The sequence below is a fragment of the Saccharopolyspora spinosa NRRL 18395 genome (assembly GCF_000194155.1).
Taxonomy (GTDB): Bacteria; Actinomycetota; Actinomycetes; order Mycobacteriales; family Pseudonocardiaceae; genus Saccharopolyspora; species Saccharopolyspora spinosa.
The window spans coordinates 153,691-171,946 of record NZ_GL877878.1 but is presented as its reverse complement, the minus strand read 5'-3'; the positions used below and the strand labels follow the sequence as shown (position 1 = coordinate 171,946).

The 18,256-nt window shown below is 70.3% G+C and carries 16 protein-coding genes, 1 tRNA gene and 1 pseudogene; 5 read left to right on the top strand and 13 right to left on the bottom strand.

Annotated elements, in window-relative coordinates:
• Positions 1-92: 92 nt before the first annotated feature.
• Positions 93-743 carry an L-threonylcarbamoyladenylate synthase gene (locus SSPN_RS0100870; RefSeq protein WP_010305223.1) on the bottom strand — a complete coding sequence of 217 codons (651 nt, stop codon included), beginning with the start codon at positions 741-743 and terminating at the stop codon, positions 93-95.
• A 196-nt stretch (positions 744-939) separates the two neighbouring features.
• Between SSPN_RS0100870 and SSPN_RS0100865 the strand changes: the two genes are divergently transcribed.
• Positions 940-1,809 carry an alpha/beta fold hydrolase gene (locus tag SSPN_RS0100865; RefSeq protein ID WP_010305220.1) on the top strand — a complete coding sequence of 290 codons (870 nt, stop codon included), beginning with the start codon at positions 940-942 and terminating at the stop codon, positions 1,807-1,809.
• A 36-nt stretch (positions 1,810-1,845) separates the two neighbouring features.
• On the opposite strand, the gene prmC is transcribed toward SSPN_RS0100865, so the two are convergent.
• The 3 genes from prmC to rpmE all read right to left on the bottom strand — a co-directional run bounded on the left by prmC (position 1,846) and on the right by rpmE (position 4,252).
• Positions 1,846-2,718, bottom strand: a complete 873-nt coding sequence (gene prmC, locus SSPN_RS0100860; RefSeq protein WP_029534824.1) for a peptide chain release factor N(5)-glutamine methyltransferase — start codon at positions 2,716-2,718, stop codon at positions 1,846-1,848.
• A 9-nt stretch (positions 2,719-2,727) separates the two neighbouring features.
• Entirely contained in the window at positions 2,728-3,822 is a 1,095-nt protein-coding gene (prfA, locus tag SSPN_RS0100855; protein WP_420187237.1) for a peptide chain release factor 1, read from the bottom strand.
• Positions 3,823-4,030: 208 nt separating this feature from the next.
• A complete protein-coding gene (gene rpmE / locus SSPN_RS0100850) occupies positions 4,031-4,252 on the bottom strand; it encodes a 50S ribosomal protein L31 (protein ID WP_010305211.1) in 222 nt (73 codons plus the stop codon).
• Between the two features lie 277 nt (positions 4,253-4,529).
• On the opposite strand from rpmE, the gene SSPN_RS0100845 reads away from it, so the two are divergent.
• The gene (locus SSPN_RS0100845; protein ID WP_237710405.1) at positions 4,530-4,898 is read left to right on the top strand and encodes a hypothetical protein; all 369 of its coding nucleotides are present in this window, start codon (positions 4,530-4,532) and stop codon (positions 4,896-4,898) included.
• 120 nt (positions 4,899-5,018) lie between these two features.
• Here SSPN_RS0100845 and rho read toward each other — a convergent pair whose 3' ends face one another.
• From rho to argS, 6 genes are all read right to left on the bottom strand, one after another.
• Complete coding sequence (gene rho, locus SSPN_RS0100840; protein ID WP_010305206.1) at positions 5,019-6,812, bottom strand: transcription termination factor Rho; 1,794 nt, start codon at positions 6,810-6,812, stop codon at positions 5,019-5,021.
• A gap of 897 nt (positions 6,813-7,709) precedes the next feature.
• On the bottom strand, positions 7,710-8,624 hold the full coding sequence (thrB, locus tag SSPN_RS0100835) for a homoserine kinase (protein ID WP_010305203.1): 915 nt from the start codon (positions 8,622-8,624) through the stop codon (positions 7,710-7,712).
• Positions 8,621-9,685 (bottom strand): threonine synthase, encoded by a 1,065-nt coding sequence (gene thrC, locus SSPN_RS0100830; protein ID WP_029534823.1) that lies wholly within the window; start codon positions 9,683-9,685, stop codon positions 8,621-8,623. The genes thrB and thrC overlap by 4 nt, the downstream gene beginning before the upstream one ends.
• Before the next feature lie 20 nt (positions 9,686-9,705).
• Positions 9,706-11,010: a homoserine dehydrogenase gene (locus SSPN_RS0100825; protein WP_010305197.1), complete on the bottom strand. Its 1,305-nt coding sequence runs from the start codon at positions 11,008-11,010 to the stop codon at positions 9,706-9,708.
• Positions 11,011-12,429, bottom strand: coding sequence for a diaminopimelate decarboxylase (gene lysA / locus SSPN_RS0100820; RefSeq protein WP_010305194.1), 1,419 nt, complete (start codon positions 12,427-12,429; stop codon positions 11,011-11,013).
• A 68-nt stretch (positions 12,430-12,497) separates the two neighbouring features.
• On the bottom strand, positions 12,498-14,159 hold the full coding sequence (argS, locus tag SSPN_RS0100815; RefSeq protein ID WP_010305191.1) for an arginine--tRNA ligase: 1,662 nt from the start codon (positions 14,157-14,159) through the stop codon (positions 12,498-12,500).
• 212 nt (positions 14,160-14,371) lie between these two features.
• Between argS and SSPN_RS41910 the strand changes: the two are divergent.
• Positions 14,372-15,164: pseudogene (locus SSPN_RS41910) on the top strand (DUF3105 domain-containing protein).
• A gap of 3 nt (positions 15,165-15,167) precedes the next feature.
• Positions 15,168-15,839: a DUF305 domain-containing protein gene (locus SSPN_RS0100805; protein WP_010305184.1), complete on the top strand. Its 672-nt coding sequence runs from the start codon at positions 15,168-15,170 to the stop codon at positions 15,837-15,839.
• A gap of 39 nt (positions 15,840-15,878) precedes the next feature.
• On the opposite strand, the gene SSPN_RS0100800 is transcribed toward SSPN_RS0100805, so the two are convergent.
• Positions 15,879-16,796, bottom strand: coding sequence for a cation diffusion facilitator family transporter (locus tag SSPN_RS0100800; protein WP_010305182.1), 918 nt, complete (start codon positions 16,794-16,796; stop codon positions 15,879-15,881).
• Positions 16,797-16,960: 164 nt separating this feature from the next.
• Here SSPN_RS0100800 and SSPN_RS0100795 point away from each other — a divergent pair.
• Positions 16,961-17,033, top strand: a tRNA-Arg gene (locus tag SSPN_RS0100795).
• Between the two features lie 78 nt (positions 17,034-17,111).
• On the opposite strand, the gene SSPN_RS57470 is transcribed toward SSPN_RS0100795, so the two are convergent.
• Both SSPN_RS57470 and SSPN_RS0100780 read right to left on the bottom strand, forming a co-directional pair.
• The gene (locus tag SSPN_RS57470; protein WP_010305180.1) at positions 17,112-17,249 is read right to left on the bottom strand and encodes a hypothetical protein; all 138 of its coding nucleotides are present in this window, start codon (positions 17,247-17,249) and stop codon (positions 17,112-17,114) included.
• 280 nt (positions 17,250-17,529) lie between these two features.
• On the bottom strand, positions 17,530-18,252 hold the full coding sequence (locus tag SSPN_RS0100780; protein WP_010305174.1) for an SDR family NAD(P)-dependent oxidoreductase: 723 nt from the start codon (positions 18,250-18,252) through the stop codon (positions 17,530-17,532).
• Positions 18,253-18,256 lie beyond the last annotated feature (4 nt).

Sequence of the window (18,256 nt, the reverse complement as noted above, 5' to 3'; positions counted from 1 at the left end):
CCAGAACGGATTGCTCAAGCCCGGCGCTCCTCATCGCTGTTCACGTTGCGGCTGGCGAATGCTAACGCTATCGGCCCGCGCCCGGGGCGCTTTCACCGGTCCGCTTCGAGCTCTTCGCCGAGCACCTCGGACAGGTCGGCGAGGCTCACCGCGCCCTCCCGCAGCACCCGCGGCTTGCCCTGGGTGAGGTCGACGATGGTGGAGGCGATGGGTTCCCCGGACGGGCCGCCGTCGAGGTAGACCTGCACGGAGTCGCCGAGTTGCTCGCGCGCCTGGTCGGCGTTGCTGGCCGGCGGGTGGCCGGTGCGGTTGGCGCTGGAGACGGCCATCGGGCCGACCTCGCGCAGCAGGTCCAGGGCCACCGGGTGCAGCGGCATCCGCAGGTTCACCGTGCCCCGGGTGTTGCCGAGGTCCCAGGACAGCGACGGCGCCTGCGGCAGCACTAGCGACAGCCCGCCGGGCCAGAACGCCTCGATCAACGCGCGTGCCTGCTGCGGAACGGACATCACCAGCCCATCCACAGTGGACCAGGAGCCGACCAGGACGGGCACCGGCATGTCCGGGCCGCGCCCCTTGGCGGCGAGCAGGGCGTGCACGGCGTTGGAGTCGAAGGCGTCCGCGCCGATGCCGTAGACGGTATCGGTGGGCAGCACTACCAGCCCGCCCGCGCGAACCGCGTTGGCCGCGGCGGCCAGGCCTTCCTCGCGGCTGTCCGGACTGGTGCAGTCATAGACGGTGCTCACACCCCGAATCCTGGCACGCCCGGGGTCGGCCCCGTTCGAGTGGTGCGGCTCATCGCCGTCCGGCAGCATCCGTCCCGAGTAACACCCGAGCGCTCGACCGAGATCACGTTTGGTGTGCCCGCACCGGGCAACGCCGGTGGCGCTCAGGCGTCTGCCGGAAGCGGGCACGAATCGCCAACGAACGAGGAGAGCAAGCATGACCGCCCCACCCCAGGGTGTCGAGGCCGACCAGATCGAGTTCACCGCGGGCCGGATCCGCTTCTACCGGGCGGGTTCCAGCGGTCCGGCGATCGTCCTGCTGCACGGCGGCGGGCCGGACAACGCGCTGCTGAGCTGGCGCCACGCGATCGGTGTGCTGGGAGCCGACCACCGGGTGTTCGCGCCGGACCTGCCCGGCCAGGGCGGGAGCATGCCGTGGCGAGGCAGCGCGAACCAGCGCACCTTTGAAGAGGTGCTGCGCTGGCTGCTGGACGCCTGGCGGGTGCCGGAGGCGATCCTGATCGGCCTGTCGATGGGCGGCAGCATCGCGGCCGGTTTCACGCTGCGCAACCCGCGGCGGGTGCGCGGGCTGGTGCTTGTGGACAGCACCGGATTGCAGCACAAGATGCCGCACCAATTCTTGACCTACGCGATGCTGCGCAGCGGTTTCGCCGGACCGCTCGCCGCGAAGTTGCTGCGGCTCAACCGCTCCTTCACCCGCACGTTGCTGACGCGAGGTTTCTTCACCGGCGGGCAACCGGTCCCGGACCTGGAGTCCATTGTCGACGAGGCATTGGCCGAAACCGGCGCGCGGGGCTCGATTTTCGCCGACTGGCACGCCGACGCCGTCGCCCGGAAGGCGATGCGGATCAACCACCTCCCGCACCTGGGTCAGATCCAGTGCCCGGTGATGGTGATCCACGGCGAGCGCGACGCCATCGTGCCGGTGTCCGCGTCGCGCGACGCCGCCGGTGCGATCCCGGGCTCATCGCTGCGGGTGATCCCCGACGCGGGCCACTGGCCGAACCGCGAGAAACCCACCGAGTTCAACGCCCTGCTGCGCGAGTTCGTCAACGCCCGCAGCTGATCTTGGCCCGGTGGCTGGAGCATGGGAACCTTTCTGTCACTCCGGCCGGGTGCGGCGGGCGGTGGCGAAGCGGGGGCGACCGGCCAGGTCGGTGTGCTCCTGGGCATCTTCGAGGACGCGGCGGGCTCGCAGCAGAGCGGGCACCGAGCCGCCGTGGGTGTCGTCGTGCTCGATGGCCACCCCGCCGCCGGGGCGCAGCAGCCGGGCCGCACAGCCCACGACGTGCCGGACCACGTCGAGGCCGTCGCGGCCGCCGAACACCGCCTGGTGCGGGTCGTGGTCGCGGACCTCCGGCGGCACCGGGGTGCCCTCCGGCACGTACGGCGGGTTGCAGAGGACCAGGTCGACCAGGCCCTCCAGCTCCATGAACAGCATCGGGTCGGTGACATCCCCCGCGTAGAGGTGGATCGGGGTGTCACCGGCCTGAGTCTGCCGATCGGCGTTGCGGCGCGCCCAGGCCAGCGCGGCGGGCTCCTTCTCCACCGCGTGCACGGTGGCGTCCGGGCGGGCGTTCGCCATCGCCAGCGCCAGCGCCCCGGACCCCGTGCAGAGGTCCACCACGGTCGGCCGCTCCACGCCGTCCAGCGTCGCCAGGCCCCAGGCGAGCAGCAATTCCGTCTCGGGCCGGGGCACGAACACGCCGGGCCCGACTTCGAGCGCCAAGGCCCCGAGCGACGCGGTACCGGTGAGGTGCTGCAGCGGCACCCGCGCGGCCCGGCGGCTCACCAGGTCGTGCAGCGCCTGGACGACCGGCGGGTCCACCAACGGCACCATCATCAACTTGGTGCGCTCGACCCCGAGCAGGTGCGCGGCAAGCAGTTCGGCATCGGTGCGCGGGCTCGCCACGCCCGCCGCGGCGAGGATGCGTTCCGCCTCGAGAATGGCCAGGCGTAGGGGCTGTCGCGTCACACGGCTAGCTTAGAGCGCGAGGCGTTCTTTCCGGTCGGCGGAGAGCAGGGCTGCCACCACGGCATCGAGATCGCCGTCGAGGACCTGGTCCAGGTTGTAGGCCTTGTAGTTCACCCGGTGATCTGAAATGCGGTTCTCCGGGAAGTTGTAGGTGCGGATGCGCTCCGAACGGTCCACTGTGCGCACCTGGCTGCGCCGCGCCTCCGACGCCTCCCGCTCGGCTTCTTCCTCGGCGAGCGCCTGCAACCGGGCCTTGAGCACCTGAATGGCGCGCTGCTTGTTCTGCAGCTGCGACTTCTCGTTCTGGCAGGACACCACGATGCCGGTCGGCAGGTGGGTGACCCGCACCGCCGAGTCGGTTGTGTTCACACTCTGCCCGCCCGGCCCGGACGACCGGTAGACGTCGATGCGCAGGTCCTTCTCGTCGACCTCGACCTCGACCTCCTCCGGTTCGGGGTAGACCAGCACCCCGGCGGCGGAGGTGTGCACCCGGCCCTGCGACTCGGTGACCGGCACCCGCTGCACGCGGTGCACGCCGCCCTCGAACTTCAGCCGCGACCAGACCCCGTCGGGGCTGGTGTCGCCGGCCTTGGCCTTGATGGCGACCGTGGCGTCCTTGTAGCCGCCGAGGTCGGATTCGGTCTTGTCCAGCACCTCGGCCCGCCAGCCCTGGCGCTCCGCGAACCGCAGGTACATGCGCAGCAGGTTGCCGGCGAACAGCGCGGACTCCTCGCCACCCTCGCCCGACTTGACCTCCAGCAGCACGTCGGAACCGTCGTGCGGGTCGCGGGGCAGCAGCAGTTCGGTGAGCTTCGACTCCAGAACCGGGATCGACTCGGCGAGCTGGTCGGCCTCCTCGGCGAAGGCGGCGTCCTCGGCGGCGAACTCGCGGGCCGTGTCCAGATCAGACTGGGCCTGGTCGAGCTCCCGCGCGGTGCGCACGATCGGGGCGAGCTCGGCGTAGCGCCGACCGAGCTTGCGGGCGTTCGCCTGGTCAGCATGCACGCCGGGATCGGCCAGCCGCTGCTCCAGTTCCGCGTACTCGGTGAGCAGCGCTTCGAGCTTCGATGTCTCCACTGGCGACCTCTTCCGCTGGTTCCTCATTCATAAGCGGCGTCAGCCGCTTGCGGTGGGGCAAGCAACCTGCACCGCCGCGGGTTCTCAGACGTCTCTCGCGAGGACAGCCCCGACGTGGTGAAGCCGCCACGCAAACCACTTCTGAACACTTCTTTTGCTGCGGACGTTCGGACACCAAACGCGGCGACGGCGCCCGTCCCGCGCTGCTCGCGTGGGACGGGCGCCGTCAGTGCAGCTACTTCTGCGCCTTCTGGCGCTTGCCGTAGCGGGCCTCGAAGCGGGCCACGCGGCCGCCGGTGTCCAGGATCTTCTGCTTGCCCGTGTAGAACGGGTGGCAGTTCGAGCAGACCTCGACGGTGATCTGGCCGGTCTTGCGGGTGCTGCGGGTGGTGAAGCTGTTGCCACAGCCGCAGTTCACCTGCGTGACCACGTACTCGGGGTGGATGCCACTCTTCAACGGCTCGTCCTCTCTGCTTGGCCGCCGGGTCCACGCGGCCGCTGCCGCGCGGTGAACCGGTGCCGGATCAACCCTGCATTCTGCCAGACCAGGGCTTGTGACCTGCAACGCAGGGGGCCCGTCCGGTATTCCGGCGGGCCTTTCGGCGCTTCCGCGCAACCGCCCAACGCACCAAACGAACCGCCTGCCGAGCGACCCCCGGTCGAGGGTGCGTCCGGGGTGGTACGCCGTCCATCCTCGACGCGTGCAGCTGTGTTCGGTCCTGGGAAGGCTCACGGTGAAGTCGTGGGTGTTCCTGCCCCCGCTCTTCGTATGCAGCGCGGCCGGAGTCGCCGCCCTGCTCGACGTGCTGCTCGCGCGCAACCCGAGCCTCGACCAGGACCTGAGCCTCTCCGTGCCGCTGCTGTTCGGGTTCGCCGCCGGGCTGGCCCTGTTCACGGCGAGCCACGTCCGCTGGAACTTCCGTTGGCAGCGCCGCGGCCTGCGGTTCAGCTACCCGCTGCTGATGGTGGCCTGCGCTCTCGCCACGGACGGGCTGCAGCTGCCCGTCGTCGCCGCGCTCACCGCCGGCCCGGTCGGAGCCGTGTTGCTGGCCGCCCTGCTGGTCCGCGCCTACCGGGACATCCCGGAGTGCGCCCGAGCTTGACGTCGCGCAGGTGCGAGCATGGGAATCTTCCTGTCACCCACCCCCAGAAGCGGCAGGGCCCGCACCGGGGTCGGTGCGGGCCCTGCCGTCGGGTGGAACGGGACAGCCGGTGGGAACCGGTCAGTCGTCGTCCTTGCCCGGGGTGGTCTTGGCGACCTGCATCAGGAACTCGATGTTGGTGCGCGTCTTGCGCAGCCGGTCCTGCAGGAGTTCCAGTGCCTGCTGCGCGTCGAGCGCGGCGAGCACCCGGCGCAGCTTGTGCGTGACGGCCAGCTCGTCGGGCGAGAGCAGGATCTCGTCCTTGCGGGTGCTGGAGGAGTCGACGTCCACCGCCGGGAACAGCCGCTTGTCCGCGAGCTTGCGGTCCAGCTTCAGCTCCGCGTTACCGGTGCCCTTGAACTCCTCGAAGATGACCGTGTCCATCGTGGAACCGGTCTCCACCAGCGCCGTGGCGAAGATGGTCAGCGAGCCGCCGTTCTCGATGTTGCGGGCCGCGCCGAGGAACCGCTTCGGCGGGTACAGCGCCGTGGAGTCCACACCACCGGACAGGATTCGCCCGGACGCCGGGGCCGCCAGGTTGTAGGCGCGGCCCAGCCGGGTGATCGAGTCCAGCAGGACGACCACGTCGTGGCCCATCTCGACGAGCCGCTTGGCCCGCTCGATGGACAGCTCGGCGACCGTGGTGTGGTCCGACGGCGGCCGGTCGAAGGTGGAGGCGATGACCTCACCCTTGACCGAGCGCTGCATGTCGGTGACCTCTTCCGGACGCTCGTCGGCGAGGACGACCATCAGGTGGCACTCGGGGTTGTTGGTGGTGATCGCGTTGGCGATCGCCTGCAGCACCATCGTCTTACCGGCCTTTGGCGGCGAGACGATCAGCGCACGCTGCCCCTTGCCGACGGGCATCACCAGGTCGATGATCCGGCCGGTCAGGTTGTGCGGCTCGGTTTCGAGGCGCAGCCGCTCGTTCGGGTAGAGCGGGGTCAGCTTGTGGAACTCGGCGCGGTTCTTCGCCGCGTCCGGCTCCAGCCCGTTGATGGAGTCCACCCGAACCAGCGGGTTGAACTTCTGCCGCTGCTGCTCGCCCTCGCGGGGCTGCCGGATGACGCCCTTGAGCGCGTCGCCGCGGCGCAGCCCGTACTTGCGGACCAGCGACAACGACACGTAAACGTCGTTCGGGCCGGCCAGGTAGCCGGAGGTGCGCACGAAGGCGTAGTTCTCCAGCACGTCCAGGATGCCGGCCACCGGCAGCAGCACGTCGTCCTCGCGGACCTCGGGCTCGCCGCCCTCGCCGCGGCCGCGGTTGCGGCGGCGGTCGCGGAACCGGCGGCCACGACCCCGACGACCGCCCTCGTCGTCATCGTCGTCCTGCCGGTTGTCGCGGTCCCGGTCCTGCCGGTTGCCGCGGTCCGGGCGGTTGTCCCGCTCCGGGCGGTTGTCCCGCTCCTGGCGGTTATCCCGCTCCTGGCGGTTGTCGCGCTCCTGGCGGTTGTCGCGGCCCTCGGACTTGCGCTCGAGGCCGCGCTGCTCGTCGGCACCACCCGATTCGGCGGCCACGCCGACCCGACCAGGCGAACGGCGGCGACGGTTGCCGCGCCGGTTGTCGTCCTCACCTGCGGACTCGGCGACCTGCGGGCGCCGGGTGCGGCCGCGGGTGGGGGCACCGTTGGTGCCGCTGCCGGACTCGGCCGGGGTCTCGCGCGGGGCGGCCTCGGTCTCGTCCAGCGCCGGCTGGTGGGCCTTGGCGGCCGGGAGCTCCTCGGCGCGGGCCGTGCTCTTCCTAGTGGAGCGGGTCCGCGGCACGGTCGTGCCGCCCTGCTTCTCCTTGATCGCGGCGATCAGGTCGCCCTTACGCAGACCACCAGTCTCGATCCCCAGTTCCCCCGCGAGTTGGCGCAGTTCGGCGAGAACCATGCCGGAGAGTCCGCCACGTCGCCGCGGGGTGCCGTTGGCCTCGGATTCCTGCTGCCTGCTGGCCAGCCGAAGAGGCGTTCGTCGCCTCGCTGCTCAACAGTTCGGTGTTGCTCACGAATGTCCTTCCTGACCGGACCGCGCCTCCTACGCGACCCAGCGGATTGCCCGCCCGCTCTTGGAGTGCGGGCGGCCGGTGTGTGCTACCAGCCCTCTTGCCGGTTCGGATCAGCGCCGCGCACGCGGCGCGACCGATTTCGGCGATGGCTCGGGGAACCAGCAGCACCGGGCGGTGGGAGGTACCCGGCTCGCGTGGTCCATGTGCGACGCATCCACTCCGATCCACGCGTGCCGATGCACGCCCTGCTGCCGCCTCATTCCAGGAATTCCCGACTCACCTTGCGCCCCGGTGGAGAACCGGGAAGCTACGGGCCGTCGAGCCGGCGTCATGGTCACCTCGGGGGCCACACCGTGGAACTTAAGGCCCCCGCCCCGACATCGGCAACGGATGTGCACCGCCCATCGTCCCGAAGCGAACTCAATTGAGTTGACAACTCCTGCCTCGGTCACCGCGATCGCCCCGAACTCGCTAAGTTGATCTTCACCCGTGCCGGGTGGAGTTCAATTCCAAGCGGGAGATGCGCCCCGGAAAACGATGTCCCGGGCATGGCACCGGCGCCCTGGGCGCGGTGACTGATTGACCTTGAGGGTAGACGCCCCGCAGTTCGGGTGCAACAACCCCCCTGGGCATGGCATGCCCGTCGCAGATCACGCCATCGACAACTACGCAACGGGAGCCGCTGCTAGCGGCCGACGACACTTCCTTTGTACCACTCGGCCGCAAGACGCCGGGTTCCGGGGCCGTGAACTGGGCTTTTCGGCACGGTTAACGGCCCCGGGTCAGGCCTGCGGCTCGACCCGCACGCCAGCCGGATCGACCGGAAGACGCAGCTCGTCGAAGCCGTTCGGCGCAATGTCGGCGGGAAGCTCCCCGCCGGGCGGAAACGCCAGTACCGTCGGGCCGGCACCGGACACGGCGGCGGCGATACCGGCCGCGCGCAGCCGGCGGACCAGCGCGATGGTTTCCGGCCAGGCCGACTCGCGGTAGTTCTGGTGCAGCCGATCGTCGGTGGCGGCCAGCAGCAACGCCGGATCGCTGGTGATGGCGTGCACCGCCAGCGCCGCACGGCTGGCAGCGAACGCCGCGTCCGCGTGCGGAACCCGTTCGGGCAACAGGCCGCGGGTGGTGTGCGTCGACGACTCCGCTTGGGGGACAAGGACGATCGGTGACACGTCCGGGTGCGGCCGCATCCGGACCGCGTGAAAGCGCCCGGATTCCTGCCAGGCGACCACGAATCCGCCGAGCAGGCTCGCCGCGGCGTTGTCCGCGTGTCCTTCCCGGACCGCGGCCAGCTGCAACGCCCGGTCGGCGTTTTCCTTGTCGCGCAAATCGAATCCGGCGAGACCGAAGGCGGCGGCGACCCCGGCGACGATGGCCGCCGCCGAGGAGCCCAGCCCGCGGGAGTGCGGAATCGAGTTCTGGCAGTGCAACCGCAGCGCCGGTGCCGCGAAACCCAGTTCGGCCAACGCCTTGTGGATGACCCGCACCACCAGGTGACGCTCGTCGGTGGGCAGCTCGGCGGCGCCCTGCCCCTCGACCGACACGCTCGCCGAACCCGCGGCTCCATCGACGACCTGCACGGAAACCGCGTCGTACAAGGACAACGCCATGCCCAGGGTGTCAAAACCGGAGCCGAGGTTCGCGGTGGAAGCGGGCACGGTCACCCGGACGGCCGATACCGGCAGTCCGGTCATGCCAGTTCCAGCGCGGTGGCGACCGCGCCGGGGTCCACCGGCAGCGGCTCGACCTCGACCATGCCGGACAGCGCGGTGTCCGGGTCCTTGAGACCGTGGCCGGTGACCGTGCACACAACGACCGAACCGGCCGGGAGCCGGCCGTCGGCGGCGGTGGCCAGCAGGCCGGCGACGCTGGACGCCGAGGCGGGCTCGACGAAGACGCCTTCGCGCGCGGCCAGCGTCCGGTAGGCATCGAGGATCTGTTCGTCGGTCACCGCCTCGAACAGCCCGCCGGACTCGTCCTTCGCGCGCACCGCACCGGCCCACGACGCCGGGCTGCCGACCCGGATCGCGGTCGCGATGGTCTCCGGCTGCGCGACGGGCTGACCGTGCACCAGCGGCGCGGCACCGGCGGCCTGGAAACCGAACATGCGCGGCGCCTGCTCGATCACGCCGTCGGCGGCGTACTCGGTGTAGCCCTTCCAGTAGGCCGTGATGTTGCCGGCGTTGCCGACCGGCAGGCAGTGCACGTCGGGCGCCCGGCCGAGCACGTCGCAGATCTCGAACGAGGCGGTCTTCTGCCCCTCCAGGCGGACCGGGTTGACCGAGTTGACCAGGGTCACCGGGTGCTCGGCGGAGGTCTTGCGGGCCAACTCCAGGCAGTCGTCGAAGTTGCCCTCGACCTGCAGGATCTTCGCGCCGTGCACGACCGCCTGGGCGAGCTTGCCAAGCGCGATCTTGCCCTGCGGCACCAGCACCGCCGAGGTCAGCCCGGCGCGAGCGGCGTAGGCCGCGGCAGAGGCCGACGTGTTGCCGGTCGAGGCGCAGATGACGGCCTTGCTGCCCCCGGCGAGGGCGTGCGTGATGGCCACCGTCATGCCGCGGTCCTTGAACGAACCGGTGGGGTTGGCGCCCTCCACCTTCAGGTAGACGGTGCAACCCGTGAGCTCGGAGAGGTGATGGGCGGGTACCAGCGGGGTATTGCCCTCCTGCAGGGTCACGATGCGCGCCCCGTCCGGGACCGGGACCCGGTCCCGGTACGCCTCGATCAGGCCAGGCCACCCAGCACCGGACCGCACCGGCACACCCTGGACGTTCGTCACGACGATTCACCTTCCACGCGCATCACGCTGACCACCTCGCGCACCACTGGTAGCTGCGCGATCTTGTCCACTGTGGACCTCAGTGCCGCATCGGGCGCGGTGTGGGTGACCACCACGAGGCTGGCCTCCGCTCCCCTGCCCTGCTGGCGCACCACGGAAATGCTCACATCGTGCTCGTTGAACGTGGCCGCGACCTGCGAGAGCACGCCCGGCTTGTCGGCCACGTCGAGGCTGATGTGGTAGCGGGTCGGGGTCTTGCCCATCGGCCGCATCGGCAGCTGCGCGTGCGCCGACTCACGGGGCCCCTTGCCCGCCACGACAAGGTTACGGGCGACGGCGACGAGATCGCCGAGCACCGCGCTGGCGGTCGGCGCTCCCCCGGCGCCTTGCCCGTAGAACATCAGCTGACCGGCAGCCTCGGCCTCCACGAACACCGCGTTGAACGCTTCACCGACCCCGGCCAGCGGGTGGCTGCGCGGGATCATCGCCGGGTGCACGCGGGCCGACACCGACTCGGTGCCGTCCTCGTCGACCACCCGCTCGCAGATCGCCAGCAGCTTCACCGTGCGGTCCAGGGTGCGCGCCGCGGCGATGTCGCCGGGCGTGACCGCCGAGATGCCCTCGCGGTGGACGTCGCTGGCGGTGACCCGCGTGTGGAAGGCCAGCGAGGCCAGGATCGCGGCCTTCGAGGCGGCGTCGAAGCCGTCCACGTCCGCGGTCGGGTCCGCCTCGGCGTAGCCCAGCCGACCGGCCTCGTCCAGCGTCTCGGAGTAGCCGGCACCGGTGGAGTCCATCGCCGACAGGATGTAGTTGGTGGTGCCGTTGACGATGCCCATGACCCGGTTGATCCGGTCCCCGGCCAGCGACTCGCGCAGCGGGCGCAGCAGCGGGATCGCGCCCGCCACGGCCGCCTCGAAGTAGATGTCGGCGCCCGAGGCGTCGGCCGCCGCGTACAGCTCGGAGCCGTGCTCAGCCAGCAGCGCCTTGTTCGCGGTCACCACCGACTTGCCTGACTTCAGCGCGGTCAGCAGCAGGCTGCGGGCCGGTTCGATGCCGCCGATCAGCTCCACGATGACGTCGACATCGCCCTCCACCAGCGCTTGCGCGTCGGTGGTGAGCAGGTGCTCGGGCAGGTCGGGGTGCTTGTGCGGGCGGCGCACGGCCACCCCGGTCACCAGCATCGGCGCGCCGGTGCGCGCGGCGAATTCCTCCGGTTGGTCACGCAACAGGCGCAGCACCTCGGTGCCGACGGTCCCGCACCCCAAAAGTGCGACCCGGATCGGTTCACGGTCGTGGATCACTCAGACCTCCAGCCGGAGCAGGTCGTCCTCGGTCTCCCTGCGCAGCAGCAACCGCGCCTGACCATCGCGAACCGCCACCACGGGCGGCTTGGGCAGGCGGTTGTAGTTGCTGGCCATCACGTAGCAGTACGCGCCGGTGGCGGCCACCGCTAGCAGGTCTCCTGGAGCAATGTCCTCCGGCAGCCAGCTGTCGCGCACCACTACGTCACCGGATTCACAGTGTTTACCCACGATGCGGGACAGCGCGGCGGGCGCCTCGGCGCCGCGGGACACTAGGCGGCAGTCGTAGACGGCGTCGTAGAGCGAGGTGCGGATGTTGTCGCTCATGCCGCCGTCCACGCTCACGTACTTGCGCTCCACGTCGCTGCCGAGCGCCACGTCCTTGATGGTGCCGACCTCGTAGACGGTCACCATGCCCGGGCCGACGATGGCGCGACCGGGCTCGACGGCGATCTTCGGCACCGGGATGCCGGCGTTCTCGGCTTCCTTGCCGACGATCTCGTGCAGCCGGACCGCCAGTTGCGCTGCCGGCAGCGGGTCGTCCTCGGCGGTGTAGGCGATGCCCAAACCACCACCGAGATCCACGGTGGAAGCGGTGGCCAGCGCGTCGGCGCCGTGCTCCTCGCGCAGCTCCGCCAGCAGCCGGACCACCCGGTGCGCGGCCAGCTCGAACCCGTCCACGTCGAAGATCTGCGAGCCGATGTGGCTGTGCAGGCCGGACAGCACCAGCGAGCCGGCCTTGAGCACGCGGTGCACCGCCTCGGCGGCCTGCCCGTTGGCCAGCGAGAAACCGAACTTCTGGTCCTCGTGCGCGGTCGCGATGAACTCGTGGGTATGCGCCTCGACACCGACGGTGATGCGCACCAGCACATGCTGGCGGACTCCTCGCTCGGTGGCGATGTGGTCCAGCCTGGTGATCTCGTGGAACGAGTCCAGCACCACGGAACCGACCCCGGCCTCGACCGCGGCGGTCAGCTCGGCGACGGACTTGTTGTTGCCATGCAAGGTGATCCGCTCGGGCGGGAACCCGGCGCGCAGCGCCACGGCGAGCTCGCCGCCGCTGCACACGTCCAGGCTCAAGCCCTCCTCGGCGACCCACTTGGCGACCTCGGTGCACAGGAACGCCTTCGAGGCGTAGTGCACGGCAGCCGGGTCCCCGAAGGCTTCGGCGTAGTCGCGGCAGCGCGACCGGAAGTCGTCCTCGTCGAGCACGAACAGCGGGGTGCCGAACCGTTCGACAAGCTCCCGGACGTCGATCCCGGCGAACCGCGTGACACCGTCGGCGCCTCGCTCGCAGTTGCGCGGCCACACGTGCGGGTGCAGCAGGTCGAGTTCTTCGGCGGTGCTCGGAACCGGCCCTGCGGTGTTGCCGGGCGGCACGACATCGGCGTGCCGCGGCCCGGCGGGATGGGCGCGCATTTACAACTCCTTCGCGCGGCCTGCCGCTGGACAGGCCGTTGTTGCGTACATCGGCTCGCGTCAGCGCCCTACATCTTCTCGGGGGCGCTGACCCCGAGAAGGCCGAGGCCGTTGGCGAGGACCTGGCGGGTCGCCTCGCACAGCTGCAGCCGCGCGATGGTCAACGGGCTCGCCTGGTCGTCACCGGGCTGCAGCACGCGGCACGCGTCGTAGAACTTGTGGTACGCGGCGGCCACGTCTTCCAGGTAGCGGGCCACCCGGTGCGGTTCCCGCAGCTGGGCGGCCGAGCGCACCACGCGCGGGAATTCACCCAGGGTGCGGATCAGGTCGCCCTCACGTTCGTGGGTGAGCAGCGACAGGTCGGCGTCGTCCACCGAGCCCCGCTCGATGCCGAGCGAGGCGGCGTTGCGCTGCAGCGAGGCCAGCCTGGCGTGCGCGTACTGCACGTAGAAGACCGGGTTCTCGTTGGTGCGCTTGCTGATCAGGTCCAGGTCGATGTCGACCGCGGAGTCCGCGGAGGACCGGATCAGCGAGTATCGGGCCGCGTCCACGCCGACGGCCTCGACGAGGTCCTCCAGGGTCACGACGGTGCCCGCGCGCTTGCTCATCCGCACCGCCTCACCGTCGCGCACCAGGTTCACCATCTGCCCGATGAGGACCTCGACGACGGCGGGGTCGTCGCCCAGCGCCGCGGCCGCCGCCTTCAGCCGGGCGATGTAGCCGTGGTGGTCGGCGCCCAGCATGTAGATGCACAGGTCGAAACCGCGCCGGCGCTTGTCCCGCAGATAGGCGACGTCGCCGGCGATGTAGGCGGGCGCGCCGTCGCTCTTGATCAGCACCCGGTCCTTGTCGTCGCCGTACTCGGTGGAGCGCAGCCACCAGGCGCCGTCGGAGAAGTACACGTGACCGGACTTCTTGAGCTCCTCGACGCACTCGGCGACCGCGCCGGAGGTGTGCAGCGAGTCCTCGTGGAAGAACACGTCGAAGTCGGCGCCGAACTCGTGCAGGCTCTGCTTGATCTCGTCGAACATCAGCCCGACGCCGATGCGGCGGAACGTCTCATTGCGCTCCGCTTCGGGCAGCTCAATGGCGTTCGGCTCGGCCTTGAGCACGGCCGCGGCGATGTCAGCGATGTAGTCGCCACCGTAGCCGTCCTCCGGGGCGGGCTCGCCCTTCGCAACGGCGACCAGGGACCGGACGAACCGGTCGATCTGCGCGCCGGCGTCGTTGAAGTAGTACTCGCGGGTCACCTCGGCGCCCTGCGCGGCCAGCACGCGGCCGAGCGCGTCGCCGACCGCCGCCCACCGGGTGCCGCCCAGGTGGATCGGGCCGGTCGGGTTGGCCGAGACGAACTCCAGGTTGACCTTCAGCGCGGTGTACAGGTCGCCGCGGCCGTAGGCGGCGGAGCCGTTCAGCACCTCGCGCACGATCTGGCCCTGCGCGTCGGCGGCCAGCCGCAGGTTGAGGAAGCCCGGCCCGGCGACGTCCACGGAGTCGATGGCGTCCTGCCCGGTCAGCGCCTCGGCCAGCCAGCCGGCGAGATCCCGCGGCGAAACGCCGACCTTCTTGGCGACCTGCATGGCCAGGTTGGTCGCATAGTCGCCGTGCTCCGGGTTGCGGGGTCGCTCGACCGTCACCGCCTCCGGCAGGACGGAAGTGTCCAGGTCCCTGGTGGTGAGGACCTCGACAGCGGTGTTGCGGACCAGTTCTGCGAGCGCGGCGGGAGTCACCCTATGCAGTCTAAGGATGTGTCCTCGCTGCTCAGCCAACGGGTTGGGCACGGCGAGACCGGACACGCCACGCCATGTGACCGACTCGTCACTCTAATGTGAGAACTTGGTGGCGAGCATCGGACGCACGGCCACCCGAAGCGCCCGCAATCTCTACACTGACGGGCCGGATCCCCCCGGTGGTTCTTGTCGAGACGAGGTTTGCGAACAGCATGGCGAACAGGAAGAACAAAGCGGTGCGCGGCGCCGTGGTGCACCAGCGGTCGGTCCCCTGGATGCTGATCTCCGGCGTCACCGTCGTGGCGGTGTTCGCGGCCGTGATCTTCGGCTACGCGTACTCCCGGTGGTCCGGGCAGGAAACCGTCCGGCAGGCCCAGGCCGAGGCGGAGAAGGCGACCGAGGCGTTCAAGCCGTCGCCGCAGAACCCGGACCCGTCGAAAGCGATCCCCGGCGTCACCGTCGTCGACTACCCGGGCCAGATGCACGTCACCCCCGCGCAGCGGGTGGCCTACGACCACAGCCCGCCGTTCGGCGGCCCGCACGACGGGATCTGGGCCGACTGCACCGGCGTGGTCTACCCGGAGGCGGTGCGCACCGAGAACATGGTCCACTCGCTGGAGCACGGGGCGGTGTGGATCGCCTACAACCCGGACAAAGTCGACGAGCCGGGCCTGGAGCGGCTCAAGGCCCGCGTGGACGGCAAGCCCTACACGCACGACGATGTCGCCGTACCCGGGTCTGGACAGCGCGATCTCGTTGCAGTCGTGGGGCCACCAGCTCAAGGTCGACCGCGCCGACGACCAGCGCATCGACCAGTTCATCACCGCGCTGCGGTTGAACAACAACGGCGTCTACCCGGAGGTCGGCGGCTCCTGCCAGGCCTACCCGGGCGCGTTCGACACGAACAACCCGCCGAAGTTCGACGGGACCCCGCCTGGCCCGGACGCGGTCCCGATGGACGGCCGCGGCTCCTCCCAGGGTTCCGGCGAGAAGATGGGTCAGTGAGCAGTGTCGGCTGAAGCGCGGCGGCCGCTCGTGGCCCGCATCTTCGTGGCCGTCGCGGCCGCGGTCGCCCTGCTAATGCTCGGGGCGGCGCTTGGTCTGCTGATCCGGGTGCCGTCCTTCGACAGCGCCGAACCGAAGCCGACAGCGGTCGACGTCGGGTTCGCGCAGGACATGTCGGTGCACCACCAGCAGGCGGTGACTATGGCGACGCTCGCGCGCGAGCGCGCCGCCGACGTCGCCGTGCGGCAGCTGGCGTTCGACATCGAAACCAACCAGCGCGATCAGATCGGCCGGATGCAGGGCTGGCTCAGCCTGTGGGGCGAGCCCGCGCAGGCCGTCGGCCCGCTGATGACGTGGATGACGGCGGACGGTGGCCACGACCACACCGCTCCCGCGGCGGCCGGGGCGTCCTCGGGAGGGCTGATGCCCGGCATGGCCACCAGTGCGGAGATGTCCCGGCTGCAGTCGCTGCGCGGCCCGGAGTTCGACGTCTACTTCCTGCAACTGATGCTGCGCCACCACGAGGGCGGCGCCCCGATGGCCGACTACGGCGCGACGCACGCGGCGCTGCCGGCGGTGCGCGAGCTGGCGAAGAACATGCTCGGCTCGCAGCGCAGCGAGAGCGACCTGATGCGCTCCATGCTCTCCGAACGAGGCGCCCGACCGCTGCGCTGACGCGAGCATGGGAACCTTCCTGTCACCACCGGGCGGCGATCACCAGGTCAGGGCTTGGCAGCGTTTGGCGCATTCCGCGGGTTCGACCTGCAGGGTCGCGTGGTCGATCTGGTAGCGCTCGGCCAGGAGTCGCTGCGCCGCGACCAGCACGCCGCCGTGGTCGGCGCCGGCCCCGGTGGTGAGGTGGGCCGAGGCGACCTCCATCCCCGAGGTGAGGGTCCACACGTGCAGGTCGTGCACCTCGGTGACGGATGGCAGCGCGGCGAGTTCGGCCCGCAGCTCCTGCACGTCCATGCCCTCGGGCGCTTGCTGGACGAGGATCCGTAGCGCCTGCCGGGCAAGCTTCCAGGTTCGCGGCAGCACGAACAGGCCGACGGAGACGGCGACGATCGGGTCGGCCAGGTACCAGCCGAACGCCCAGGTCACGGCGCCACCGATCAGCACGCCGACGGAACCGATGGTGTCCGCGAGCACTTCGAGGTAGGCGCCTCGCACGTTCAGGCTCTCGTTGGCGCCCTGCCGCAGCAGCGCGAACACCACCAGGTTGGCGACCAGTCCGGCGGCGGCGGTCAGCATCATCGGCAGGCCGGCGACCTCCGGCGGCGACTGGAACCGGGCGATGGACTCGTAGAGGATGTAGCCGGCGACGCCGAACAGCAGCACGGCGTTCGCGAGCGCGGCCAGCACCTCCATGCGGTAGAGGCCAAAGGTCCGCTTGTCCCCGACCGGTCGGCGCGCCGCGGTGATCGCGGCCAGCGCCATGCCGACCCCGAGCACGTCGGTGAGCATGTGCCCGGCGTCGGAGAGCAGCGCCAGCGACGAGGTGAGGAAGCCGACCAGCGCTTCAATGACGAAGAACGCGAGCAGGATCGCGAACGACGCGACCAACCGCCGCAGGTAACGACCGGATGCGCTGACCGCATCGGCGGCCGAGCCGTGCCCATGCCCCTGACCCATCGACCGTCCTCCTCACGCCGCCCCTCAGATACATAGTGAAGTATGCATGAATGCACGAGTCAAGTATCCGGGTCCCACCCGTTCGGACGCAAGGAGGGGCGATCCGACCCCCATCGAAGGGGATCTGCCGGGTGCGCTAAGCTAACGATCGTCCGCAGCGACAAGCCCTCGTAGCTCAGCGGATAGAGCACTGCCCTCCGGAGGCAGGTGTCACAGGTTCGAGTCCTGTCGAGGGCGCAATGCGTTACCAATGAGATCCGCCCCTGAGCAAGCAGAATGCGCTCAGGGGCGGATCTGCTTTTCGGCCATTTCCCGTCATGCGCTGCCATCGCCGGTGACCAGTACCTTCGGGCAGTTCTGGCGTTGTTCGCCGACAGCGTGCGAGCCGTCAGCGGCGGACCAGCCGCGGATATCGGCTGCGGGCCAGGCGGACCGCTCCAGCTCCTTTTTCATGTCGACGAGTCGCGACTGAAGGACGGAGGGCTATGGCGGCCACCCGATGAAAGTCCACGTCCTCCGCCGCCAGCCGGACCAGGTGGCAACCTGGCTGCGGGACGCCGGATTCATGGCGGAGGCCCAAAAGCTGCTCGTCCCGGATGAGAATCGTCCGCAAGCGGTCCTTTTCGCACGCCGCCGCTCCTGACTTCCGCAGTGTCCGGCCTGGAATCGGAGGGCATACCGGCGCATAGAGATCAGCCCCTTGGCAGGTTCGGCGGGGGGCTGATTCGTCCCGTCATCGGGTGGTGTGGGCGCCGCCGTTCACGTGCAGGGTCTGGCCCGTGAGGTGGCTCGCGCCCTCGGATGCCAGGAAATGCGCGGTACCGGCGATGTCGCCCGGGCGACCCGGCCGCCCGTTGTGGGTCGCGTCGATCAGCTCCGTTCGGCGTTGTTCGCTGAGCTGCCCGTGGAAGAACTCGGTTTCCTCGATGTAGCCGGGAGCGATCAGGTTGGCAGTCAGGCCCTTCGGGCCGATCTGCGCGGATAGGCCGGCGTTCCAGGCCGCCAGCGCCGCCTTCGCCGCGCCGTAGGAGGTCGAGGCGTTTTCGGCGCCGATGGATCCGACGTTGATGATGGTGCCGCCCGGCCGCAGCTTGCAGAGCACGGCCGTCGTGGTGAGTACCGCGCTGAGCAGGTTGGCGTCCAGGTTCGCGCGCCACGCGTCCTTCACCTGCTCCAGGTCCGCCGGTTCCCCGGACCGCTGGAGGTCGGTGTTGCCGCCGGCCATGTTGACGAGCACGTCGAGGTGTTCCCCGAGTTCAGCGGCCAGGTCTGCCACCTGCCGGGGATCGGCCGCATCGCAGGCGATCGAGCGGACGTCGAGCTCGGCCGCCGTGGCCGCCAGCCGTTCCGGGTTGCGGCCGGTGATGATCACGGTGTCCCCGTCGGCGCGGAATCTTGCCGCCACGGCCTTGCCGATTCCGCTGCCGCCACCGGTTACCAGCACGATGCGGTTCACTGTT